The sequence below is a fragment of the Cupriavidus sp. Met-2 genome (genome assembly GCF_049843575.1).
Classification (GTDB): Bacteria; Pseudomonadota; Gammaproteobacteria; order Burkholderiales; family Burkholderiaceae; genus Cupriavidus; species Cupriavidus metallidurans.
Genome location: NZ_JBBHZL010000004.1, coordinates 166,993 through 189,024 on the forward strand (window position 1 = coordinate 166,993; position 22,032 = coordinate 189,024).

21 protein-coding genes and 1 tRNA gene are annotated in these 22,032 nt (G+C 64.4%); 13 read left to right on the plus strand and 9 right to left on the minus strand.

The features are described 5' to 3' along the window. Positions 1 to 17 precede the first annotated feature (17 nt). A complete protein-coding gene (locus WD006_RS11285; protein WP_425648201.1) occupies positions 18 to 380 on the plus strand; it encodes a hypothetical protein in 363 nt (120 codons plus the stop codon). A 4-nt stretch (positions 381 to 384) separates the two neighbouring features. On the opposite strand, the gene WD006_RS11290 is transcribed toward WD006_RS11285, so the two are convergent. Next, positions 385 to 459: transfer RNA gene (locus WD006_RS11290), tRNA-Arg, on the minus strand. Between the two features lie 109 nt (positions 460 to 568). Between WD006_RS11290 and WD006_RS11295 the strand changes: the two genes are divergently transcribed. Both WD006_RS11295 and WD006_RS11300 read left to right on the plus strand, forming a co-directional pair. After that, entirely contained in the window at positions 569 to 1,339 is a 771-nt protein-coding gene (locus WD006_RS11295) for a PP2C family protein-serine/threonine phosphatase (protein ID WP_029307345.1), read from the plus strand. An 816-nt stretch (positions 1,340 to 2,155) separates the two neighbouring features. Further along, entirely contained in the window at positions 2,156 to 4,060 is a 1,905-nt protein-coding gene (locus WD006_RS11300) for a DEAD/DEAH box helicase (RefSeq protein ID WP_029307344.1), read from the plus strand. 76 nt (positions 4,061 to 4,136) lie between these two features. Here WD006_RS11300 and egtB read toward each other — a convergent pair whose 3' ends face one another. Together egtB and egtD are read right to left on the minus strand one after the other, a co-directional pair. Next, positions 4,137 to 5,393, minus strand: a complete 1,257-nt coding sequence (gene egtB, locus WD006_RS11305; protein WP_011517145.1) for an ergothioneine biosynthesis protein EgtB — start codon at positions 5,391 to 5,393, stop codon at positions 4,137 to 4,139. A 130-nt stretch (positions 5,394 to 5,523) separates the two neighbouring features. Continuing rightward, entirely contained in the window at positions 5,524 to 6,612 is a 1,089-nt protein-coding gene (gene egtD, locus WD006_RS11310) for an L-histidine N(alpha)-methyltransferase (RefSeq protein WP_011517146.1), read from the minus strand. Between the two features lie 569 nt (positions 6,613 to 7,181). Between egtD and WD006_RS11315 the strand changes: the two genes are divergently transcribed. The 3 genes from WD006_RS11315 to WD006_RS11325 all read left to right on the plus strand — a co-directional run bounded on the left by WD006_RS11315 (position 7,182) and on the right by WD006_RS11325 (position 9,279). Next, positions 7,182 to 7,880: a TerC family protein gene (locus WD006_RS11315; protein WP_011517147.1), complete on the plus strand. Its 699-nt coding sequence runs from the start codon at positions 7,182 to 7,184 to the stop codon at positions 7,878 to 7,880. A 107-nt stretch (positions 7,881 to 7,987) separates the two neighbouring features. After that, entirely contained in the window at positions 7,988 to 8,782 is a 795-nt protein-coding gene (locus tag WD006_RS11320) for a thymidylate synthase (RefSeq protein WP_011517148.1), read from the plus strand. Continuing rightward, positions 8,779 to 9,279 carry a dihydrofolate reductase gene (locus WD006_RS11325; RefSeq protein WP_011517149.1) on the plus strand — a complete coding sequence of 167 codons (501 nt, stop codon included), beginning with the start codon at positions 8,779 to 8,781 and terminating at the stop codon, positions 9,277 to 9,279. The genes WD006_RS11320 and WD006_RS11325 overlap by 4 nt, the downstream gene beginning before the upstream one ends. Positions 9,280 to 9,377: 98 nt before the next feature. On the opposite strand, the gene pmbA is transcribed toward WD006_RS11325, so the two are convergent. After that, positions 9,378 to 10,745: a metalloprotease PmbA gene (gene pmbA, locus WD006_RS11330; protein WP_011517150.1), complete on the minus strand. Its 1,368-nt coding sequence runs from the start codon at positions 10,743 to 10,745 to the stop codon at positions 9,378 to 9,380. 57 nt (positions 10,746 to 10,802) lie between these two features. Here pmbA and yjgA point away from each other — a divergent pair, with 57 nt between their 5' ends. Next, complete coding sequence (gene yjgA, locus WD006_RS11335) at positions 10,803 to 11,402, plus strand: ribosome biogenesis factor YjgA (RefSeq protein WP_017513869.1); 600 nt, start codon at positions 10,803 to 10,805, stop codon at positions 11,400 to 11,402. After that, positions 11,399 to 12,049 (plus strand): molybdopterin adenylyltransferase, encoded by a 651-nt coding sequence (gene mog, locus WD006_RS11340; RefSeq protein WP_011517152.1) that lies wholly within the window; start codon positions 11,399 to 11,401, stop codon positions 12,047 to 12,049. Before yjgA ends, mog begins: the two co-directional genes overlap by 4 nt. A 57-nt stretch (positions 12,050 to 12,106) precedes the next feature. On the opposite strand, the gene WD006_RS11345 is transcribed toward mog, so the two are convergent. Continuing rightward, complete coding sequence (locus WD006_RS11345; protein ID WP_008649930.1) at positions 12,107 to 12,988, minus strand: AEC family transporter; 882 nt, start codon at positions 12,986 to 12,988, stop codon at positions 12,107 to 12,109. Positions 12,989 to 13,061: 73 nt separating this feature from the next. After that, positions 13,062 to 13,679: an oligoribonuclease gene (gene orn, locus WD006_RS11350; protein WP_024569938.1), complete on the minus strand. Its 618-nt coding sequence runs from the start codon at positions 13,677 to 13,679 to the stop codon at positions 13,062 to 13,064. 152 nt (positions 13,680 to 13,831) lie between these two features. On the opposite strand from orn, the gene WD006_RS11355 reads away from it, so the two are divergent. From WD006_RS11355 to WD006_RS11365, 3 genes are read left to right on the plus strand one after another with little or no spacing between them, the layout of a single operon-like run. Continuing rightward, positions 13,832 to 15,082 (plus strand): M48 family metallopeptidase, encoded by a 1,251-nt coding sequence (locus tag WD006_RS11355; protein WP_029307342.1) that lies wholly within the window; start codon positions 13,832 to 13,834, stop codon positions 15,080 to 15,082. Further along, positions 15,079 to 16,050, plus strand: coding sequence for a ribosome small subunit-dependent GTPase A (gene rsgA, locus WD006_RS11360; protein WP_029307341.1), 972 nt, complete (start codon positions 15,079 to 15,081; stop codon positions 16,048 to 16,050). The genes WD006_RS11355 and rsgA overlap by 4 nt, the downstream gene beginning before the upstream one ends. Before the next feature lie 34 nt (positions 16,051 to 16,084). Next, positions 16,085 to 16,402: a putative signal transducing protein gene (locus tag WD006_RS11365; RefSeq protein ID WP_017513151.1), complete on the plus strand. Its 318-nt coding sequence runs from the start codon at positions 16,085 to 16,087 to the stop codon at positions 16,400 to 16,402. Positions 16,403 to 16,498: 96 nt separating this feature from the next. On the opposite strand, the gene WD006_RS11370 is transcribed toward WD006_RS11365, so the two are convergent. Both WD006_RS11370 and WD006_RS11375 read right to left on the minus strand, forming a co-directional pair. Beyond that, on the minus strand, positions 16,499 to 17,479 hold the full coding sequence (locus tag WD006_RS11370; protein ID WP_011517158.1) for a CobD/CbiB family protein: 981 nt from the start codon (positions 17,477 to 17,479) through the stop codon (positions 16,499 to 16,501). Between the two features lie 195 nt (positions 17,480 to 17,674). Beyond that, a complete protein-coding gene (locus WD006_RS11375) occupies positions 17,675 to 18,373 on the minus strand; it encodes a pirin family protein (RefSeq protein WP_029307340.1) in 699 nt (232 codons plus the stop codon). A 144-nt stretch (positions 18,374 to 18,517) separates the two neighbouring features. Here WD006_RS11375 and WD006_RS11380 point away from each other — a divergent pair, with 144 nt between their 5' ends. Beyond that, positions 18,518 to 19,453, plus strand: a complete 936-nt coding sequence (locus WD006_RS11380) for a LysR family transcriptional regulator (protein ID WP_017513153.1) — start codon at positions 18,518 to 18,520, stop codon at positions 19,451 to 19,453. A 41-nt stretch (positions 19,454 to 19,494) separates the two neighbouring features. Next, a complete protein-coding gene (gene gluQRS, locus WD006_RS11385) occupies positions 19,495 to 20,427 on the plus strand; it encodes a tRNA glutamyl-Q(34) synthetase GluQRS (RefSeq protein ID WP_017513154.1) in 933 nt (310 codons plus the stop codon). Here gluQRS and WD006_RS11390 read toward each other — a convergent pair. Continuing rightward, positions 20,370 to 21,866, minus strand: a complete 1,497-nt coding sequence (locus tag WD006_RS11390) for a DEAD/DEAH box helicase (RefSeq protein ID WP_029307339.1) — start codon at positions 21,864 to 21,866, stop codon at positions 20,370 to 20,372. The two genes, gluQRS and WD006_RS11390, sit on opposite strands and share 58 nt — an antisense overlap. Between the last annotated feature and the right edge of the window lie 166 nt (positions 21,867 to 22,032).

Sequence of the window (22,032 nt, forward strand, 5' to 3'; positions counted from 1 at the left end):
TAGTAGTGCGGGCCACCTTGCCAGCGATCCCGGTCACTATCGTTATCCCGGTGATCGCCCCGATCACGATCTCCGTGATCGTGATCTCGATCGTATTCAGATCGACCATCTCCGCCGTAATACCCACCGCCTCTGTGATCGCCATGATCGGGGGTAATGACGCACCCACCGAGCAGCGCCACGGAGGTGACGAGAAGCACAAGAATGGGCTTCATATGGCACTCCTGTTCAGCCTTTTCCTTTCTCGAGCATATGCATTGGACTACCGGCACGATGTAGGAGCGAGGACATTCCGCAGCAAGGCGTTCTCCTACAGCGAGAGACGGCGCGGCGCGAAACGATCGGAAGAAACGATAAAGGGAGAGGCCAGTGCAGACTGAATGATGGTCCCGCCGACAGGAATCGAACCTGTATCTAGCGCTTAGGAGGCGCTCGTTCTATCCATTGAACTACGGCGAGCGGACCGTCTGCCTGGGGCTCGCGCCGCATCGGGGCAGGCGAGCCAAAAGACGGGGCGCAGTATAGCAAACTCGGGCGCAGGATCGGCGGCAGCCGCTATGCTGGACATATGGAGAACACAACAGCGTTCCAGTGGGAATCCGCCGCGCACACGGATGTTGGGCTCGCGCGGGCGCGCAATGAGGACGCGTGGCTCGCCGCGCCCGGCCTCTGGGTAGTGGCCGATGGCATGGGCGGCCACGCGCATGGCGATTTCGCCAGCCGCTCGATCGTGGAGGCACTATCGACGCTATCGCTGCCCGGCGATCTCGATCAGGCCATCGCCGATACACGCGCAGCCATCCTCGGCGTCAATCAGTTGCTGATGGATGAAGCACGGCATGCGCGGGTACGCGTGATCGGCAGCACGGTAGTAGCGCTCGTCTCGCGCGGGCATCAATGCGCCTGTCTCTGGGCAGGCGACAGTCGGCTCTACCTGCTCCGCGACAACCATCTGCAACAGCTCACACGCGACCACAGTCACGTGGAGCAATTGCGCGCGCGTGGCCTTATCACCGCCGACGAAGCGAAACACCATCCCGCCCACAACGCGATCACACGCGCCGTAGGGGCGGCCGCCACGCTTGACCTGGAGACCCTCACGCTGGACGTCCGGGACGGCGACATGTTCCTGCTCTGCAGCGATGGCCTCTACAACGACGTCGACGATACGGACATCGCCACGGTACTGGCCTCCTGGGATTGCCGGCACGCGGCAGATGAACTGGTGAGACTGGCGCTGGCGCGCGGCGGTCAGGACAACGTCACAGTGGTGGTAATCCGGGCCAGCGAAGCTGACGGCAGCTCGGAATTGTACTTGTCGCCGGACACTACGGGCTGACCCGCCGGACCTGGCGCATCGCAAGCAGCGCACCAAATGCGCCTCAAATAGAAAGCCCGCCAACTGAGTGGCGGGCTTGGGTTGCGGACGGGCCCGGACCTCCTGGGTCTGCGTCGCCGGCAATTCCGGTCATTCCTGTGCCAAGCATGTTTCCCGTGATTCCGCCCATGACGCGGACGTCCATCCGGACCACCCGGACAGTCGAAGAAAACCTGGCAATGGCAACAATGACCGCAATGCCGGGGCCGAGTGGCAAGCCAACCTTGCCAAAGGCAGGATCAGCGGGACTTGTCGTCGTCCGCCCCGTACGAGCATCGATGCTCGCGCTCTGGAGTATAGGCAGCAAGGCCGGACATGCAAGCCATGTGCGCGATACATCCCGTTACCTTTTCGGACTTTTCGCACCGCAACAAAATATTCGGTGTTCTGCTATACTCCGCGCCGTGAGTTTCGCACTGTGAGTTCCGCAACTCGCCCGGCTTTCAACGCTGTGGCGTATCCGCTACCTCCCAAGCTCTGCTCCCTGCCTCTGTCATTTTCTCGGAAGTATCGCTGACAGGTGCCTGGCCAGAACGCACCACTCACCTGACGCTGCCTCGTCTCCGATCCTGAAGAACAGCCCGATTGTTAGCTGTTTGCCTGCCAGGGTTCCGGTTGGTTTCTCGATAACCAGTCGCCCCTGCCTGCCGCCGTTTTGCCAGCTGAGTCTGTCGAACGGCCCACCGATTGGCGCCGAAGCCTTTTTAAGACTTTGCACTGCGCCCACCCCTTCGCGCACATCTGCCAGGGGTGCCATGCATTTTTAAGACGTACGACATGACCCAGCACGATTTCCGTGCGGAGCAGCCTATTGCCTCCGCCACCGACGCATTCGCCACGCCCGCCGATACCGCCAGCCCGCTCGACAAGCTCGACGCCATGCTGAACGCTGACGCCGCACCGGCCGTGGAAGCCTCGGAAAACGGCTTCGCAAAACTCGGCCTCGACGCCGCTATCCTGCGCGCACTGGCCGAAGCCAACTACAACACACCGACACCGGTGCAGGCGCAGGCCATCCCCGCCTTCCTGGCCGGCCGCGACCTGCTGGTTTCCAGCCAGACCGGCTCGGGCAAGACCGCCGCGTTCATGCTGCCCGCAATCCAGCGCATCAGCGAAAAGCCGGCCACGCATCGTCCGACCGAACCGGCCAAGCGCATGAAGGGCAAGCGCCCCCGTCCGTCTCCGGCCCAGCCGTCGCTGCTGGTGCTGACGCCGACGCGTGAACTGGCCCTGCAGGTAACCGAAGCCGCCGCCAAGTATGGCCGCCATCTGCGCCGTATCGTCTGCGCCAGCATCCTGGGCGGCATGCCCTACCCGAAGCAACTGGCCATGCTGGCCCGTATGCCGGACATCCTCGTGGCCACGCCGGGCCGCCTGCTCGACCATATCGAAGCCGGCCGCATTGACCTGTCCGCGCTGGAAATGCTGGTGTTCGACGAAGCCGACCGTATGCTCGACATGGGCTTCGCCGACGACATCGACGCCATCGTTGCCGCCACGCCGGCATCGCGCCAGACGCTGATGTTCTCGGCCACGCTCGACGCCCGCATCGCCCAACTGGCCTCGCGCCAGCTCCGCGACCCGCAGCGCATCGAGATCGCCGCCGCGCGCGCCGACCACAGCAACATCGAACAGCGCCTGCACTTCACCGACGACATGTCGCACAAGGAGCGCCTGCTCGACCACCTGCTGCGCGATGCATCGCTCAAGCAAGCCATCGTCTTCACCGCTACCAAGCGCGATGCCGATTCGCTGGCCGAGCGCCTGTCGGACACCGGCTTCTCCGCCGGCGCGCTGCATGGCGACATGACTCAGGGCGCGCGTAACCGCACGCTGACGGCCCTGCGCCGTGGCAACCTGCGCGTGCTGGTGGCCACCGACGTGGCCGCGCGCGGCATCGACGTGCCCGACATTACCCACGTGGTGAACTTCGACCTGCCCAAGCAGGCGGAAGACTACGTGCACCGCATTGGCCGTACCGGCCGTGCCGGTCGCTCGGGTGTGGCGATCAACCTCGTGAACCACGGTGACATGTTCCAGTGGCGCCGTATCGAGCGCTTCACGAACAACCGCATCGACGCCTCGGTGATCGAGGGCTTCGAACCGCGTCGCTCGCCGAAGCCGCGCTCGAACTTCGGCGGCAAGCCGGGCGGCCGCGACGGCTTCCGCGGCAACGGTGGCACCGGTGGCGGCTATCGCGGCAACAACGGCAGCGGTGGCTATCGCGGTAACCGCGAAGGTAGCGGCGACCGCAACTTCGGCGAGCGCCGATTCAGCAGCGACAACCGTGGTTTCGGCGATCGCGCCCCGCGTCCGTTCGGCGACGACAACCGTGGTGGCTTCGGCGATCGTGGTGAGCGTGGTTTCGGCGACCGTAGCAATGGCAATAGCAATGGCGGCTACCGTGGTCAAGGTCAAGGCCAGGGTCAAGGCCAAGCTCAGCAGCGCAGCTTTGGTGGCGAACGCAGCTTCGGCAACCGCGACTTCGCACAGCGCGATGGCAACCGTGACGCCACGCAACGTGACGGTAACCGCAGCTTTGGCGGCAACCGTGACGGCCAGCGCGACGGCAACCGTAGCTTTGGCGATCGCAGCTTCGGCGACCGCAAGTTCGGTGACCGCGGTGGCGATCGCGGCGGCTTCGGCGGCCAGCGCAACAGCCGCTCGCGTTACGAGCGATAAATAAAAAAGGCACCTTCGGGTGCCTTTTTTTATGCCGCCGGCTTGCGTGCGACGAGCGCGAGCCGCTGATACCCCCTCACACCGCGCACGTCCTGAACCCGACGAACGACACATCGTCCTCGGGCAACAGCGCGGTTCGCGCACGCGTATGGCGCAGTCGCGCAGGGCTCGCAAACGACACACCTCGCACCACCTGATGGGTGCCGAAGCGGCCGACGATCTCGCCGTCCGTCGGCTCCGCGCTGAAGCCCAGATAGGGCTCGTATGGCGTGGCGGTCCATTCGCGCAGCGCGCCCCACTGGAGTCCGCGATTCTGCGTGGCCGCCAGTTCCCATTCGATTTCCTGCGGCAGGCGGCGACCCGCCCACACGCACCATGCCTGCGCCTCGAACAGGGTTACGTGCCGCACCGGCTCATCAGGGTTGAGTGTGCGCTCGGCTCCGAAGCGCGATACCACCCAGCTTCGCGTCACGGCATGGCGAGACCAGTAGCGCGGCGCGGACCGCTCCTGCATCATCAGCCACTGGCGGCCCGCCGCGGACCAGTACGCAGGATGCTCATAGCCGCCGTCCTCGACGAACTCGAGGTATTGCGCGTTGGAGACCAGTGCCGCATCCATCTCGAACGCCGGCACATAGACCTTCTGGGGCGGCAGTTCATCGGGCCATGCGAAACCATCTGCATCGCTCCAGCCTTGCGTGAAGTTTCCGCCCGGAAAATGCAGCGCGTCGTTGTGAGAGACCGATGCCGCCAGGCCCACGGATGCCGGCTCAGCCGGCGCTACGCCCAATGATTGCAACAATGCCGCGATGGTCTCCCCCTGCACATCCTCGTGGTACAGCGCGCGGCGGAACGGGTACAGCGTTGCATCATCGTCGTTGGCCAGCAGCGCGATGCGGCGCAGCAATCCATCCAGCACTTGGGCCGCGTACTGCTTGACGCGCGATACATCTGGCAGCGCGATTTCCCAGCGCTCGTCAGGACCAATGCGCTCGGGATCGAACCATTCATCAGCACCATCAAGCAAGGATGGCTCGCTGGCTACCGGCAGGCGGATACCGCCCTGCTCCAGATGGCGCACACCGCGCAGACACCACCACTCGGCGTGCCAGGCGACGTGGCCCAGCGTCCACAGCGGCGGGTTGCAATCGTACTGGCGCGGGACGGTCCAGCCACGGCGTGTCTGACCGAACGCACCCAGCCACGCCAGCGTGCGGTTGCGCGATTCCACGAGTGCCTGCGCCAGCCCCTCGCGCGGCAGACGCCGCGCATCGGGCCACGCCGCCTTGCCGCCGGTAAAGTGGAGATCGGGAAGCATGGAGAAGCCGCTCATCGCAAGGTCCGTGACTGAGGGTGAAAGAAAAGCCGGACACGCCGGCTGCGCGCATTATGACACCGGCGAGCCGGTGCCATTTCCCGCGCGCCCTATCCCCCTGCCGGCGCCGCGGCTTCTCCGCTGGCGCTCAGCCGCGCGCGTGGAAAACGGCGAACCAGCCGCGTGGGTCGGTCCAGCTTACGGGGTCGGTGAAACCAGCCGACTCCAGCAGGATCGCGAAATCCTCGGGCCGATATTTGTGCGAGTCCTCGGTATGGATCCGCTCCCCTTTGGCAAAGTTGCGTTCACCATCAGGCCAGCGAACCGTCACCGCGCGCTCGGCCTCAAGGTGCATCTGGATGCGGGATGCCTGCTGATCGAACGATGCCACGTGGCGCCAGTCCTCGAGCGCGAAGTCGCTGCCCAGGATCCGGTTCACATTGCGCAGCACATTGCGATTGAACGCGGCCGTGACACCAAGGGCATCGTCATAGGCCGCGACCAGCGTATCAGCGTCCTTGTAGAGGTCCACGCCAATCAGCACACCATCGCCATGGCCCGTCACCGCGCGCAGCCGCTGCAGTAGCGCCAGCGCGTCGATCGGTGTGAAATTGCCGATGCTGGAACCCGGGTAGAACAGCAACCGGCGGCCCCGCCTGACGTTGGGTGGCAGGTCCAGTGGCCCGCACAGGTCCGTGCCCAGACCGAGCATCGGAATATGCGGATGCTGTTGCTGCAACCCGGACAGGGTGCCACGCAGGAAATCCACCGAGATATCGAGCGCAACGTACTGGGCCGGTTGCAGGCTCGGGAAAAGCCGGGCGGCCTTCTCGCAGTTGCCGGCGCCGAGGTCGATCAGCACGCAACCGCTGCCGGCACGCGCCGCGATCGCCGGGGCGACGCTGGCGAAGATCGACGCCTCGGTGCGCGTCGGGTAGTACTCCGGCAAGTCGGTGATGGCCTCGAACAGGCGCGAGCCGAGCACATCGTAGAAGAACTTCGGGCTGATACCCGCCTGCGACCGGAGCAATCCGGCGACGATCTCGGCGCGCAGCGCGTCACTGTTCTCGTGATATTGCTGAATGAACTCCGGCCTGAGCGCGGCATGGGCGCCGTTCGCCACGACCAGGCGTGGCGTCGGGTCCTGCGCGTGTTCGGGAGCGGAATGGTGGTTGGCGTGGTGGAGAGACTGAGGCTGGGGGCGAGACGGGTTCAGTGGTGTCGTAACAGCCGGCATGACGTTTCCTTATTGTCGATGGGCACTACGTGAATCCCTCAAAGACCGCATGGCACGACGGGCACACGGTTGGCGTGGGGTGCGCTCCTGTCGTGTCTGGCGCACACCGACCGACCGCCAATCCAACAAGCATAGGCGCATATGCATATGCGTGCGTCATGCATTGCATGGCCCGGCAGCCCGCTTTTGCCTACACACCTTGTCCATACATTCAGACACATTGTCGGTGACGCAACATTTTTCCCGCAGCTTCGGTATAATCGCGCCCAACGCAAAACGCCGGAGCATCCGGTGTCAGCGTCCCTTCCAAAGGGAAGTTAAAGGGGAGTAGCTTGGGGGCCCATGCCCTTAGCACAATCGTCATTCCGAGGCGCTGACCCGTCTCCGGTTGTGCTGACCCTGGTGCGCATACCGTACCAGCGTGTCGAGCAAGACCTTTGCAACCTGGTGTTACGGTTTGCAAAGGCAGTCCCGCCCTTGTCGGCAACTTCCGTCGCTCCGTAATCCCAGGTGTCAAAAAAACTTGCTGGCCCGACCGGCCCGCAGCAATTTGCACTTGAGGAGCCTACATGGAGTGGTTTACCGATCTGTTCACGATGCAGTTCCTGACAGCGCTGCTGTCGATCGTCGTCATCGACCTGGTACTCGCCGGCGACAACGCCATCGTGATCGCCCTGGCGGCGCGTAACCTGCCGCCGCACCTGCAAAAGAAAGCCATCGTCTGGGGCACCATCGGTGCCGTGGTCGTGCGTTCGGCGATGACCATCGGCGTGGTCTGGCTGCTGAAGATCCCCGGCCTGCTGCTGGTGGGTGGCCTGGCGCTGGTCTGGATTGCCTACAAGCTCCTGGCGGCCGAGGAAGACGGTGACGAGCATGGCAGCGGCGCCAGCACGCTGGTGGGCGCGATGAAGACGATCATCATCGCCGACGCGGTCATGGGCGTGGACAATGTGCTGGCCGTCGCCGGCGCCGCGCACGGCAGCTTCCTGCTGGTGGTGCTGGGTCTGCTGATCAGTATTCCGATCGTGGTCTGGGGCTCGAGCCTGGTGCTCAAGCTGATGGCACGCTTCCCGTCGATCATCTACGTGGGTGCCGGCGTGCTGGCCTTCACGGCTGTGAAGATGATCCTGGGCGAGCCGATCACCAAGCCGTTCTTCGAGGCGCAACCCATCATCAAGTGGGCGCTGTACCTGGTGATCGTCGGCGGCGTGCTGGGCGCCGGCTACCTGACGCAGAAGCGCCGGGAGCCGTCCACCCAAGCCAACTGACACCCCTCGTCTGACGCAGAAAGCCGCCTTCGGGCGGCTTTCTGCTTTCAGGCTAAAATCCCCGCTTGCGGCCCGCGCGCCGACGTCACTTCCCACTTCCTGTCCCGATGAAACAGTACCTCGACTTCATGCGCCATGTGTACGAGCATGGCACCGAAAAGTCCGACCGCACCGGCACCGGTACGCGCTCGGTCTTCGGCTACCAGATGCGCTTCGACCTGAACGAGGGCTTTCCCGTCGTCACCACGAAAAAGCTGCACCTGAAGTCGATCATCCATGAACTGCTGTGGTTCCTGCAGGGCTCGACCAACATCAAGTACCTGAAGGACAACGGCGTCACCATCTGGGACGAATGGGCCGATGCCAACGGCGAACTGGGCCCGATCTACGGCTACCAGTGGCGCGCATGGCCGACACCGGACGGTCGCCATATCGACCAGATCACCGAGGTCGTGCAGCAGATCCGCGACAACCCCGATTCGCGCCGGCTGATTGTGTCGGCCTGGAACGTGGGCGAGATCCCGCAGATGAAGCTGCCGCCCTGCCACGCGTTCTTCCAGTTCTACGTGGCCGATGGCAAGCTGTCCTGCCAGCTCTACCAGCGCAGCGCCGACATTTTCCTCGGCGTGCCGTTCAACATCGCCAGCTACGCGCTGCTGACGCACATGATCGCGCAGCAATGCGACCTGGGCGTGGGCGATTTCGTGTGGACCGGTGGCGACTGCCACATCTACAGCAACCACTTCGAGCAGGTGGAGACGCAGCTTTCGCGCGAGCCGATGAAGCTGCCAACGCTGCGAATCAAGCATCGTCCCGACAGCATCTTCGACTACAAGTACGACGATTTCGAGCTGGTCGGCTATGAGTCGCACCCCGCGATCAAGGCGCCGGTGGCCGTATGACGCTGCTGACACTGATCGTCGCGCGCGCGCGCAACGGCGTGATCGGCCGTAACAACACCTTGCCGTGGCGCCTGCCGGAAGACTTGCAGCATTTCAAGCGCACGACCATGGGCGCGCCGATCATCATGGGTCGCAAGACCTGGGATTCGATCGGCCGGCCGCTGCCGGGGCGCCGCAATATCGTGGTGACCCGCAACCGCGACCTGCATATCGAGGGCGCCGATGTGGTGGGATCGATCGAGGATGCGCAACGGCTGTGCATAGGTGCGGAACAGGTATTCCTGATCGGCGGCGCACAACTCTATGCGGAGGCACTGCCGAGCGCCGATCGCCTGATCGTCACGGAAATCGACGCGGATGTGGAAGGCGATGCGTTCTTCCCGGCCGTGGACCGCACGACATGGGTCGAGACCGCGCGTGAGCTCCACCATTCGGAGACGAATGGCTTCGACTATGCGTTCGTGACGTACGAACGGCCGGCTTCCGGGGAAGAATAAAAAAGGGCGGCGCAAACGGGTTCACCCGCTTGCGCCGCCCTTCGTCGTCCCTGATCGGCCCTTGTCGTCTCTCCCGTTTGGAAGAGACGCACAAACCATCAGTTCCCGGCGATCGTCATCTGCTCGATCAGGATCGAGCCAGTCTCCTTGGTGCCACGCACCAGCGCATCGGCACCAACAGCAACGATCTGGCGCAGCATCTCGACCATGTTGCCGGCAATCGTGATTTCCTCCACCGGATACTGGATCACGCCGTTTTCGACCCAGTAGCCCGAGGCGCCGCGCGAATAGTCGCCGGTCACGTAGTTCACGCCCTGCCCCATCAGCTCGGTCACCAGCAGACCGGTGCCCATCTTCTTCAGCATCCCGACGAAATCGTCGCCCGCTTGCGTCTGCGAGCTGGTCAGCGTGAGGTTGTGCGAGCCGCCCGCGTTGCCGGTAGTCTTCATGCCGAGCTTGCGTGCCGAGTACGTCGACAGGAAGTAGCCCTGCACCACGCCGTCGCGCACCACGTCGCGTTCGTGCGTGCGCACGCCCTCTTCGTCGAACGGCGCGCTGCCCATCGCGCCCGGCACGTGCGGCCGTTCGTAAACCTGGATGTGCGGCGCGAAAACTTCCTTGCCCAGCGTGTCATACAGGAACGTCGACTTGCGATACAGCGCGCCACCCGACACCGCCTGCACGAACGCGCCTAGCAGGCCAGCAGCCAGTGGCGCCTCGAACAGCACCGGGCACTTGCGCGTGGACAGCTTGCGGGCGTTCAGGCGGGCCAGCGCGCGCTCCGCCGCATAGCGGCCAATCGCTTCCGGCTCAGCCAGCGCTCCGGGAGCGCGCTTCGACGAATACCAGTCATCCCGCTGCATGCCGCCGCCTGAACCGGCGATTGGCGCACACGAGATGAAGTGGCGAGAGTAGGGATAGCCGCCCGAGAAGCCGCGCGACGTGGCCAGCACGAACTGCGAGTGCTGGGCCGACACGCTAGCGCCGTCGCTGTTGCGAATCTTCGGCGAGACGGCGAAAGCCGCCGCTTCGGCGCGGCGGGCAATGTCGATCGCGCCTTCGGCATCGATGGTCCACGGGTGGAACAGGTCCAGATCCTGGGGGTCGCGCTCCAGCAACTCTTCCTCGGCCAGGCCGGCGCAGTCATCCTCGGCCGTGAAACGGGCGATGTTGTATGCGGCTTCGGCCGTGGCACGCAGCGCGGCGGCCGAAAAATCTGACGTGCTGGCATTGCCGCGACGCTTGCCGATCATCACCGTCACACCCACCACCTTGTCGCGATTCTGCTCGATGGTTTCCACCTCGCCCTTGCGCACCGACACCGACAGGCCACTGCCCTCGGAAATCTCGGTGGCGGCATCCGTCGCGCCGAGCTCGCGTGCCACACGCAGCACATCGGCCGCCATGGCCTTGAGCTGGTCCTGGGTGTAGGTGAAATGCGCGGTCTGTTCAGCGGTCTGGCTCATATGGGCGGGCGTGATCAAAAGTCCAAACGGGAATCATAGCAAGATAAAATGCCGCCCATGACGCGAAATACCCGTAACAATCCCAATGGCCGATTCCCGGGCGCCTTTGCCCCGGAGGACGAGGACGACCTGCCCAAGAGCAAGTCCCAGCGCAAGCGCGATATGACGGCGCTGCAGGACATCGGCGCCGAGCTGGAGTCCCTGCCCAAGGACAGGCTGGCGCGCGTGCCCATGCCCGAGGCGCTGGCCGACGCGATCCACGCGGCCCGCAAGATCACCAGCCACGAAGGCAAGCGCCGCCAGATGCAGTTTGTCGGCAAGGTCATGCGTGGCCTGGACGACGACGAAATTGCCACCATCCGGGCAGCTCTGGAAGGCTTCAAGGGCACCAGCAAGGCCGAAACGGCCCGGATGCACCTGATCGAGCGCTGGCGCGAGTTGCTGCTGGCCGACGACGACGCGCTGACCAAGTTCCTTGGCGAGCACCCAAGCGTGGACGTGCAATCGGTACGCAACATCATCCGCAATGCCCGCAAGGAAAAGGAACTGGCCAAGCCGCCGAAGTACTTCCGCGAGTTGTTCCAGGCCATCAAGACCGCACTGGAAGCGAAGGACGCCGACGCGGCCCCAGACAACGCACCGGAGCCCGAAGCATGAACCCGCAGACCCCACCGACATCGCCCGTCGCCCGCAAGAGCCCAGACGAGCTGGTGGTCGGCTTTGTGTCGATTTCCGACCGGGCATCGTCCGGCACGTACCAGGACGAAGGCATCCCCGCGCTGCGCGACTGGTTCGGCAAGACGCTGACCACGCCGTGGCAGTCTGTGGAACGGTTGATCCCCGATGAGCAGGCGCAGATTTCGCGCACGCTGATCGAGCTGGTGGACGTGGCTGGCTGTGACCTGGTGCTGACCACCGGCGGCACCGGCCCAGCCCGCCGCGACGTGACGCCGGAAGCCACGCTGGCCGTCGGCACCAAGGAAATGCCGGGTTTTGGCGAGCAGATGCGCCAGGTCAGCCTGCATTTCGTGCCGACCGCGATTTTGTCGCGCCAGGTGGCCGTGATTCGCGAAACGCCGAGCCGCGCCGCGCTGATCGTGAACCTGCCCGGCCAGCCGCGCGCCATCCGCGAGACGCTGGAAGGCCTGCGCGATGCCGATGGCAAGTCGATCGTTCAGGGGGTGTTCGCGGCCATGCCGTATTGCATCGACCTGATCGGCGGACCGTACATCGAGACCGACGAAGCGGTGGTCAAGGCCTGGCGGCCGAAGAACGCCGTGCGGGCGAAGCCTGCATCGGCTTGAGGTTTGACGTTTTCTCCCCACACCCGCCCGGCGGGAGCGGGGAGAAGACTGAAAGGTTCACTTCAAACCCAGGTACAGCCCGATCGGCACGAATACCACCGCCGCGATATTGCCGAGCAGCACGATCGACGCCACCTGATCCGGCTCCTGCCGGAAGTGGTCGGCCACCAGGAAGTTCAGCACTGCCGGCGGCAGCGCCGCGAAGACGAACAGCAGCCCGCGTTGCAGGTCGGTCATCGGCACCCACCAGGCCAGTCCCAGCGCCACGACGATCCCCGCCAGCGGGCAAACCGCTGCGCCCAGCACCCCCATCCCCCAGTTGCGCAGACTGACGTCCTTCATGCGCACGCCGAGCGCGAACAGCATCAGCGGCACGGTGGCATCGCCCAGCAGCTTGATGGACTCATAGACCGGCTCGGGCAAGGTGAAATAGGGCTTCGCCAGCGACAACGCCACGCCGGCCACCGTGGCCAGCACCATCGGGTTGCGCGCGATCTGCGCCATCGATGCGTGCCGGTTGACGATCTTCATGCCGACCGTGAAATGCATCAGGTTCGATGCCGCGAACAGCGCCACGGCCGGCGCCAGGCCTGCCGGACCGAATGCGAACACCGACAGCGGCAGGCCCATGTTGCCGCAGTTGTTGAACATCATCGGCGGCACGAACGTGCGGGGATTGGCCCCGATCATCCGGGCCACGAGCCAGGCCAGCACCCCCGAGCCGATCACCACGGCCACCGCACAGGCCAGCAGGACAAGCTGGTCCGCCAGCACGAAGTCCTTGCTGATGAACGCCGACACCACAAGTAACGGCGCAATCACTTCCAGCGTCGCCCGATTGATGCCGGTCATGTCCGGATGGGCACGGCGTCCGTAGAGCCAGCCAATCAGGATGATCAGGATGACCGGGGTGATGATCGAGACGATGCGCGTGAACATGGGCGGGGGCGACAGGGTGGCGCGGTGGAGGCCGCGCACCGGCCCGCCGCGTGGAGGTACTGCTCTTGAACGGTCAGGCTGCTGGTGCCTGGGGTGCCTCGGGCGCCTCGGGCGTGGCGGAAGCCGACGTCTTGATGAAATGCTGGCGGTAGTAGCGCAGTTCTTCCACCGATTCCAGGATGTCCGCCAGGGCCGTGTGAAGCTGGCGCTTGGTGAAACCCTTGTGGATCGCCGGCTCCCAGCGCTTGCAGAGTTCCTTGAGCGTCGAGACGTCCAGGTTGCGGTAGTGGAAGAACGACTCGAGCTTGGGCATGTAGCGCGCCATGAAGCGGCGGTCCTGGCAGATCGAATTACCGCACATCGGCGACTTGTTGGCCGGCACCCAGCGCTTCAGGAACGCCAGCAATTCGGCCTCGGCCTGGGCTTCGGTCAGCGTGGACGCCTTGACCTTGTCGATCAGGCCCGAGCGGCCGTGGGTACCCTTGTTCCAGTTGTCCATCGCGTCCAGCACGGCATCCGGCTGATGGATCACCAGCACCGGCCCTTCGGCCAGGATATTGAGTTCGGAGTCAGTGACCACTACCGCCACTTCGATAATCCGGTCGGTGTCCGGCTGCAGGCCGGTCATTTCCATGTCCAACCAGACGAGGTTGTTTTCACTTTTGACGGAGGATGCGGAAGGGCTTGTCATTCTGGCGGTACGGCTCGATATGGAGGTCGGATAAGAGCGCCCGACGAGTTACCCAAGGGTACGGCGGGCGAACAATTTATAATTCTCGCATATCCGCCCCGATGGCCAGGTATGCATGCCTTCCGCCGCGCCATCGTCAACAAGGCCCACAGATGTTCACGCTGATCTTTCTTGCCGCACTGGTTGTCATGGTGCTGACCAAACTCTGGCTGGCCAGCCGCCAGATTCGCCATGTGGGCCGTCATCGCGGCGCCGTGCCAGAGCGCTTTGCCGACACCATCACATTGTCCGCCCACCAGAAGGCGGCGGACTACACCATCGCACGCACGCGGCTGTCGATGCTCGAGGTGCTGGCCGGCGCGGCCGTCCTGATCGGCTTCACGCTCCTGGGCGGCCTGCACGCGCTGAACCAGCTCTGGCTGCACGTATTCGGCGGCGGTGGCTACTTCTATGGCGTCGCGCTGATCGCCAGCGTGGTGCTGATTGGCGGGCTGATTGACCTGCCCTTCTCGCTCTACGGCCAGTTCGTGATCGAAGAGCGCTTCGGCTTCAACAAGATGACGTTCGGACTTTGGCTGGCGGACCTGCTCAAGATGGCCGTGGTGGCCTGCGTGCTGGGCCTGCCGCTGCTGCTGGCCGTGCTGTGGCTGATGGACCAGGCCGGCACGTACTGGTGGGTCTGGACCTGGCTGCTGTGGATAGCGTTCAGCCTGCTGCTGCAGGTGATCTTCCCTACCTTCATCGCCCCGCTGTTCAACAAGTTCGAACCGCTCAACGACGAAACCCTGCGCGAGCGCATCGAGGCGCTGCTACGCAAGTGCGGCTTTGCCAGCAAGGGCCTGTTCGTGATGGATGGCAGCCGGCGCAGCGCCCATGGCAACGCTTATTTCACAGGCTTTGGCGCATCGAAGCGCATCGTGTTCTTCGACACCCTGCTGTCGCGGCTGGATGGCGAGGAAGTGGAAGCGGTGCTGGCGCACGAACTGGGCCACTTCAAGCGTCGGCACGTGGCCAAGATGATGATCGTGACTTTCGCGCTGTCGCTGGTGTTCCTGGCCCTGCTCGGCTGGCTGGCCACGCGCGAGTGGTTCTTCACCGGGCTGGGCGTGCTGCCGAACTTCGGCAGCAGCAACCACGCGCTGGCGCTGGTGCTGTTCTTCCTGACGCTGCCAGTGTTCACGTTCTTCCTGGGCCCCCTGGCCAGCGTATCGTCGCGCAAGCATGAGTTCGAGGCCGACGAATTCGCCGCGCACCAGACCAATGCTGGCCATCTGGTCTCGGCGCTGGTCAAGCTGTACAAGGACAACGCCTCGACGCTGACCCCCGACCCGCTCTACAGCGCGTTCTACTACTCGCATCCGCCCGCAGCCCAGCGGATCGACCGCCTGCTGGCGCACGCATGACCCGCAGCGCGCGCCATCACAACGCCGGGAAAGGCATCGGCAAGAACGACTCGAGCGAATCGGCACTGATTGTCGCGGCACACGGCCGGCACTATGTCGTGGAACGCGCGGACGGCACGCACCTGCACGCGTTTCCGCGCGGCAAGAAGAGCGACGCCGCCGTGGGTGACCATGTACGCGTGGAACTGGCCTCGGTCGATCAGGGTGTAATCACTGCGATCGATCCGCGCAAGAACCTGCTGCACCGCTCCGACCAGTTCAAGTCGAAGCTGCTGGCTGCCAATATCGACCAGGTCATCATCGTCCTGGCTACGGAGCCCAGCTTCTCCGAAGACCTGCTGGGCCGCGCCCTGGTATCGGCCGAAGCGCTGGAAATCCGGCCGCTGGTGATCCTGAACAAGACCGACCTGACCGCGCGGCTCGATGACGCGCGGCGGCGGCTGAAGCTCTACGAGGACCTGGGCTACGAGACGCTGGAGCTATCCGTGCACGGGCGCCCGGATGAGGCGCTCGCCGCGCTCAAGCCGCGCACGGCGGGCGTCTCCAGCATCATGATCGGCCAGTCCGGCATGGGCAAGTCGTCGCTGCTGAACCTGCTGATTCCGGGTGTGGAAGCGCAGACTCGCGAGATCTCCGCGAAGCTCGACTCGGGCAAGCACACCACCACGTTCACGCGCCTGTACCACCTGCCCGAGGAATGGGCAGTGATCGACGGCCGTCCGGGCTATCTGATCGACTCGCCAGGCTTCCAGGAGTTCGGTCTGCACCACCTGAGCGAAGGAATGCTGGAACGGGCCTTTCCGGAGTTCCGGCCAAGGCTGACCGAATGCCGGTTCTACAACTGCCATCACATCAACGAGCCGGGCTGCGGGGTGCTGCAGGCCATCGACGACGGCACGATTTCCACGCGCCGGCATCAGCTCTACACGCAGTTGCTGCACGAGTCACGCCAGCAGAAGCCGTGGTAAGGTAAGCGCACCTGCCCGTTCGCTTCGCGCCATCATGAAACTGCTGCTGAGGACGCCATCGCTGGTCCACGCCGCGCACTGCGAAAACGTGCTGCGCGCGGCTGGCATCCAGGCCGAGGTCCGCAACACATGGCTGGCAGGCGCGGCGGGTGATATCCCGCTGCAGGAAAGCGCGCCCCAGGTTTGGATTCTCGATGACGCTACCGAAGCCGATGCCTGGGCGGTGCTGAATGCCGCCGCGAACCCGAGGCCGGGTCCGCACTGGCAATGCCGGCACTGCGGAGAATGGCACGAGGCACAGTTCGCGGCGTGCTGGCGCTGTGGGCAGCCACAGGAGCAGGCCGCCGGATAGACCAGCCATCGGCCGCCGGGAGAAAGAAAAAAGCGCCAACGATGTGGCGCTTTTTTCTTTGCGAGCATTGCGATAGTCGCGAGAGTCGTTGCGGGCTCAACCCACCCACAACGCCAGCGAGATCATCGCCAGCAGAATCATCCAGAGGACCACGGCACGCCAGACCAGACCAACTGCCGATTGCAGCGTGCGAACACCTGGATCGCTGCCGAATTCGGGCGGCACGGGGTCCGAACCATCGTCCATGCCGGGAGCATAGTCGACGCCCGCCACGCTCATGCGCAGTATCACACTCGAATCGTCCTCGGCCAGCGGCGCGCCGAGCCGGACGCCGAGGGCCCCACCACCACTGGCAAGCAGGATGCCGTTGACCGCGTCGTTCCATTTGCGCGCGTGGTTGCGCCACGCGTAGACCGCATCCTCGAAGTTGCCGACGATCGCAAACCCGATCGAGGTCAGGCGCGACGGGACCCAATCGAGCACGTAGAACGCCTGCGCGGCGAAACAACCCAAGGCCGGACTGCGTTCGTTGGACGGGCTGTTCCACTGCCGGCTCAGATACTCGGCGGTGCGATAGAGGATCACGCCACCCGGGCCGATCGGCACCAGGAACCAGAAGAACACGCCGAAGACATGGCGATGCACGGCGACGATCGCCGCTTCAAGCGTATGGCGCACGATCTCGCTGACCGGCATTTCGACGGTATCGAGCCCGGTCCACTCGTGCAGGATCGTCCTCGCGGTATGTAGGTCGTCGCGGTTGAGCGCCTCGTGGATGTCGGTGAAGTAGTGGCTGAACTGCCGGAATCCGAGGGTCAGGTACAGCAGCAGCACATTCCAGACCAGCGTCAGCGCGATGCTGATCGAAGACAGCAGATAGTGGACGATCACTACCGCCAGCGTCAGCGGCAACACCACGGTCAGCCAGGCCAGCGCGGCGTCGCGCGGGCGTCCGGTATCGAATGCGTGCTCGGCCCGGTCGCCCAGCACGCGCACGATATCGAAAATCGGATTGTTCCGACCCAAGGCGCGGAACTGTTCGGCAATCAGCGCCAGAAGAATGGAAACGAAAGTCATCGGGTGACGATTAATCGGTGTGCGGCGAAGTGCCGCGGCGGTCCCTTGGCCGTATAGCCAGACGATAGCATAGCGCCCCGGTGGCTTTGCAATACTCGTGTAAGCACTGGTAAGCAAAAAGCTAAAAGCGGTAAAAATACAAAACGCCCGCCGAAGCGGGCGTCAATGCCACGAGGTAGGAAACGGATGAGCCGGTCAGGACAGATCGAAGACCAGCACCTCGGCCCCGCTGCCTTGCGACAGGTTCACGGTTTCCACGTCTTCCAGCTTCGCAGCGTCGCCAGCCTCGAGCACCTGGCCGTTCACGCTGATACGCCCACGTGCCACGTGGACATAGGCGCGACGGCCCGGCGCCAACGACAGCGTGGCAGCTTCATCGCCATCGAACAGGCCAGCGTACAGGCGCACATCCTGATGGATCACCACCGAACCTTCGGCGCCGTCCGGGCTACCCACCAGGCGCAGGCGACCGCGCTTGTCGGCGGCTTCGAAGCGCTTCTCCTCGTAGCCGGGTTCGATGCCGGTCTCGTTCGGCATGATCCAGATCTGCAGGAAATGCGTCGTATCGTGCGCCGCGTGGTTGTATTCCGAATGACGCACGCCCGTGCCGGCGCTCATGCGCTGCACATCGCCCGGACGGATCACGCTGCCGTTGCCCATGCTGTCCTTGTGGGCCAGCTCGCCTTCAAGCACATAGCTGATGATCTCCATGTCCCGGTGCCCATGGGTGCCGAAGCCCATGCCCGGCGCCACGCGGTCCTCGTTGATCACGCGCAGCGACCCGAACTGGACATGGCGTGGGTCGTAGTAATCAGCAAATGAGAAGCTGTGGTACGACTTGAGCCAGCCATGGTCCGCATACCCACGTTCTTCAGATTTACGGATTTCAATCATTTTGATGGCCCTCCTTGTGGCCTGGCTATCGACCCAGGTGGCTAGATCCATATGGGTCGTGGCGTTTCGATGCTAGGCAGTTTAGGGCAGCGGGAGTATATTGGCGGGCACAGCATTAGAAGCAGTCGTTCAGAAAATCTGAATATGCCCCTATCCTTGGAATCCCTCGAAGTCCTTGACGCCATCGAGCGCAAGGGCAGCTTTGCCGCCGCCGCCCACGAGATGGGCAAGGTGCCCTCCGCCCTGACCTATGTCGTCCGCAAGCTCGAGGAAGATCTCGACGTGCTGCTGTTCGACCGGCGCCGCCATCGCGCCGAGCTGACACCAGCTGGCCGGGCGCTGCTTGACGAGGGCCGCCACCTGCTGCGCGCGGCCGACGACCTGGAGCGACGCATCAAGCGGCTGGCCACCGGCTGGGAAGCCAGCCTGAACATCACCGTCGACGACCTCGTCAATTTCCGCGCCCTGCTGCCCGTGATCCAGGATTTCTACGCCGAGAACACTGCCACGCGGCTGCGCTTTTCCAAAGAGGTGCTGGGCGGCGCCTGGGATGCGCTGGTCAGCAATCGCGCGGACCTTATCATCGGCGGTGCCTACGAGGCGCCAAGCACGCAGGGCTTCCAGGTGCGTGCCCTTGGTGCCATGCCATTTGTGTTCGCGGTGGCCGCGCACCATCCGCTGGCCGCCGTCGAAGGGCCACTCACGACGATCGAGATTGCCAAGCACCGCATCGTGGCCGTGGGCGATACGTCGCGCAACCTGCCCGCGCGCACCCACGGTGTGCTGGCCGGCCAGGATGTGCTGGTGGTGCCCACCATGCGCGACAAGCTCGAAGCGCAGATCCGCGGTCTGGGCTGCGGCTGGCTGCCCGCGCCGCTCGCCCAACCGCATATCGAGAGCGGCGTGCTGCAGGCCCGGGAGACCGTGGAGGTACGCGCCCCCGGAAACTTCAAGGTAGCCTGGCGGACGAACACACGCGGCAAGGCGCTGCAGTGGTGGACGAACAAGCTCGAGGACCCTCGGCTGGCACAGGCGCTATTGCTTCAACCGCCGCACTCTCCGCTAGATCAGACCGACTGAAACAGACCGACTGCCACAGAGCGACTGAATCCCGCAGTTCCATGTCACAACGCTACCGGGGCCGCTTCGCGCCCTCCCCCACCGGTCCGCTTCATCTGGGCTCCCTGGTTACCGCGCTAGCAAGCTGGCTGGACGCGCGCGCCCATGGCGGCGACTGGCTGGTGCGGATCGAGGACATCGACTACCCGCGCTGCGTCAGGGACGCCGACAATGACATCCTGCGCACACTCGACGCACTTGGCCTGCACCCCGATGAACCGCCGGTCTGGCAAAGCCGTCGCGAAGGCCTCTACGCGGAGGCGCTGCGCCAGCTCGACGCCGCCGGCTATCTCTATCCGTGCGGCTGCACGCGCAAGGAAATCGCCGATTCGCTCGTGCACGTGCGTGAACGGCATCAGACACTCGGCTACCCGGGCACTTGCCGCAATGGCCTGCATGGCAAGCTGCCACGTGCCTGGCGCGTGCGCGTGCCAGATGGCCCGGCGGCAACGATCTGCTTTGACGACCGCTGGCAAGGCCGCCAATGCCAGAACCTGGAAACGGAACTCGGGGATTTCGTACTGAGACGGGCCGATGGGCTATGGGCCTATCAGCTTGCGGTTGTGGTCGATGACGCCGCGCAGGGCATCACGCATATCGTGCGTGGAGCGGACCTGCTGGATTCGACACCGCGACAGATCCACCTCCAGCATTTGCTGGGCTTGCCGACGCCGGACTATCTGCACGTGCCGGTGGTGGTCAACGCAGTCGGAGAGAAATTGAGCAAGCAGAGCGGCGCGCAAGCGCTCGATGCTTCGGCGCCGCTCGATGCGCTCCGCACTGCGGGAACGCATCTTGGCATCGTGAACCAGGAGACGACCGTGGCCGCCTGGCTGGCGACCGCTACCGGTCAGTGGCTGGAACGGCTACGCGCCGTTCAGGACTTGCGCGGCACGCCGCCGAGCAGCGCGGCCACGGGGCGCTTGGGCGCCTGACGTCCACGCGTCAGCGCGGCGGCCAGTTGTTCCTCGGTCTTCGGTGCCGGCGTGTAGCTGCCCGACGGCTCGTACGGACGCGAGAAGAACGGATCGTCCGACGGACGGAACGCCTGGCGACCATTCGGCTCGGTACGGCGGCGGCGCTGCTGCTCCTCGCCCTCGCCATTGTCGCGAACGCGGCGAACTTCCGTACGCGCGCGGCGACGATCGCTGTCTTCCTGACGCGCACGCTCGCCGGTCGGATCGAAGCCGTCCAGCGAGCCGCGCGGAATGCTGCGCTTGATCAGCTTCTCGATGTCGGCCAGCAGACGGTCGTCATTGCCCGGCACGAAGATCGAAAGCGCGTCGCCGCTGGCGCCAGCCCGGCCTGTGCGGCCGATGCGGTGCACGTAATCTTCCGCACTGAACGGCAGGTCGAAGTTGATCACGCAGGGCATGGCGGGAATGTCCAGACCACGGGCCGCCACATCGGTGGCAACCAGCGCGTCGATCGTGCCATTCTTGAAACCGTCGAGCGTCTGCATACGCTCGGTCTGCGTCTTGTCGCCGTGAATCGCGGCGGCGTTGATGCCCTCGCGCTCCAGATGACGCGCCAGACGCGAGCAACCAATCTTGCTGTTGACGAAAACGATGCACTGGCGCGACTGCTGTTCGTTGGCGCGCTGCTTGAGAAGATGCACCACGGCGGCCTGCTTGTGGCCATCCTGCACCTGATACACCACCTGACGCACGTTCTCGTTGGTCGAGTTGCTGCGCGCCACTTCGATCGTCACCGGTTGCTTCAGGTAGCTGGAGGCCAGCTTCTTGATTTCGGGCGAGAACGTGGCCGAGAACAGCAGCGTCTGGCGCTGCGCCGGCAGCAGGTTAATGATGCGCTGCAGGTCGGGCAGGAAGCCCATGTCGAGCATGCGGTCGGCTTCGTCGAGCACCAGCATCTGCACCTGCGACAGGTTCACCGACTTCTGCTGCACGTGATCGAGCAGACGGCCCGGCGTGGCCACGAGGATTTCCACGCCACGGCGCAGCGCATCGGTCTGCGGGTTCATGTCGACGCCACCGAAGACCACCGTGCTGCGCAGATCAGTGTGCTTGGCATACCGGGCGACGTTGTCGTAGACCTGATCGGCCAGTTCGCGCGTCGGCGTCAGCATCAGCGCGCGCACCGGGTGACGCGCGGGAGAGGCACTCGCGTTGGCGAGCGGCAGCAGACGCTGAATGATCGGCAGCGCGAAACCGGCGGTCTTGCCGGTGCCGGTCTGCGCGGCGCCCATCACATCCTTGCCCAGCAACACCACGGGAATCGCCTGCGCCTGAATCGGCGTCGGCTTGGTGTAACCCTGTTCGGTCAAGGCGCGCAGAATGCGCGGATCCAGCCCGAAGCTTTCGAACGTCTGCTCTGCTGCTGGGGCCTGGTCTTGTGTGGTTGTCATCGTCATGGTTGAGGTGTCTGTGCAGGGCGCGAAGCCGTCGCAATCGGACACGCGTCTGGAACTGAGACCGGGCAAAGGGTGAATTGCCCGGAAAATCAAAGACTTGGATTCTACCATTACTGCCCGGGCGCGGTCATCCCGGACGCTAGCCAGTATCGGCGCCTGCGATGTC

Excerpts from the sequence above, each read along its gene's own strand:
- pmbA (WP_011517150.1), bottom strand. The coding sequence starts at position 10,745 with ATGAGCCAGACCGCTGAACAGACCGCGCATTTCACCTACACCCAGGAC.
- orn (WP_024569938.1), bottom strand. The coding sequence starts at position 13,679 with ATGACAAGCCCTTCCGCATCCTCCGTCAAAAGTGAAAACAACCTCGTC.
- WD006_RS11365 (WP_017513151.1), top strand. The coding sequence starts at position 16,085 with ATGAAACTGCTGCTGAGGACGCCATCGCTGGTCCACGCCGCGCACTGC.
- rsgA (WP_029307341.1), top strand. The coding sequence starts at position 15,079 with ATGACCCGCAGCGCGCGCCATCACAACGCCGGGAAAGGCATCGGCAAG.
- WD006_RS11380 (WP_017513153.1), top strand. The coding sequence starts at position 18,518 with ATGCCCCTATCCTTGGAATCCCTCGAAGTCCTTGACGCCATCGAGCGC.
- yjgA (WP_017513869.1), top strand. The coding sequence starts at position 10,803 with ATGACGCGAAATACCCGTAACAATCCCAATGGCCGATTCCCGGGCGCC.
- WD006_RS11320 (WP_011517148.1), top strand. The coding sequence starts at position 7,988 with ATGAAACAGTACCTCGACTTCATGCGCCATGTGTACGAGCATGGCACC.
- WD006_RS11300 (WP_029307344.1), top strand. The coding sequence starts at position 2,156 with ATGACCCAGCACGATTTCCGTGCGGAGCAGCCTATTGCCTCCGCCACC.
- WD006_RS11390 (WP_029307339.1), bottom strand. The coding sequence starts at position 21,866 with ATGACGATGACAACCACACAAGACCAGGCCCCAGCAGCAGAGCAGACG.
- egtB (WP_011517145.1), bottom strand. The coding sequence starts at position 5,393 with ATGAGCGGCTTCTCCATGCTTCCCGATCTCCACTTTACCGGCGGCAAG.
- WD006_RS11345 (WP_008649930.1), bottom strand. The coding sequence starts at position 12,988 with ATGTTCACGCGCATCGTCTCGATCATCACCCCGGTCATCCTGATCATC.
- gluQRS (WP_017513154.1), top strand. The coding sequence starts at position 19,495 with ATGTCACAACGCTACCGGGGCCGCTTCGCGCCCTCCCCCACCGGTCCG.
- WD006_RS11295 (WP_029307345.1), top strand. The coding sequence starts at position 569 with ATGGAGAACACAACAGCGTTCCAGTGGGAATCCGCCGCGCACACGGAT.
- WD006_RS11370 (WP_011517158.1), bottom strand. The coding sequence starts at position 17,479 with ATGACTTTCGTTTCCATTCTTCTGGCGCTGATTGCCGAACAGTTCCGC.
- WD006_RS11355 (WP_029307342.1), top strand. The coding sequence starts at position 13,832 with ATGTTCACGCTGATCTTTCTTGCCGCACTGGTTGTCATGGTGCTGACC.
- WD006_RS11315 (WP_011517147.1), top strand. The coding sequence starts at position 7,182 with ATGGAGTGGTTTACCGATCTGTTCACGATGCAGTTCCTGACAGCGCTG.
- egtD (WP_011517146.1), bottom strand. The coding sequence starts at position 6,612 with ATGCCGGCTGTTACGACACCACTGAACCCGTCTCGCCCCCAGCCTCAG.
- mog (WP_011517152.1), top strand. The coding sequence starts at position 11,399 with ATGAACCCGCAGACCCCACCGACATCGCCCGTCGCCCGCAAGAGCCCA.
- WD006_RS11325 (WP_011517149.1), top strand. The coding sequence starts at position 8,779 with ATGACGCTGCTGACACTGATCGTCGCGCGCGCGCGCAACGGCGTGATC.
- WD006_RS11375 (WP_029307340.1), bottom strand. The coding sequence starts at position 18,373 with ATGATTGAAATCCGTAAATCTGAAGAACGTGGGTATGCGGACCATGGC.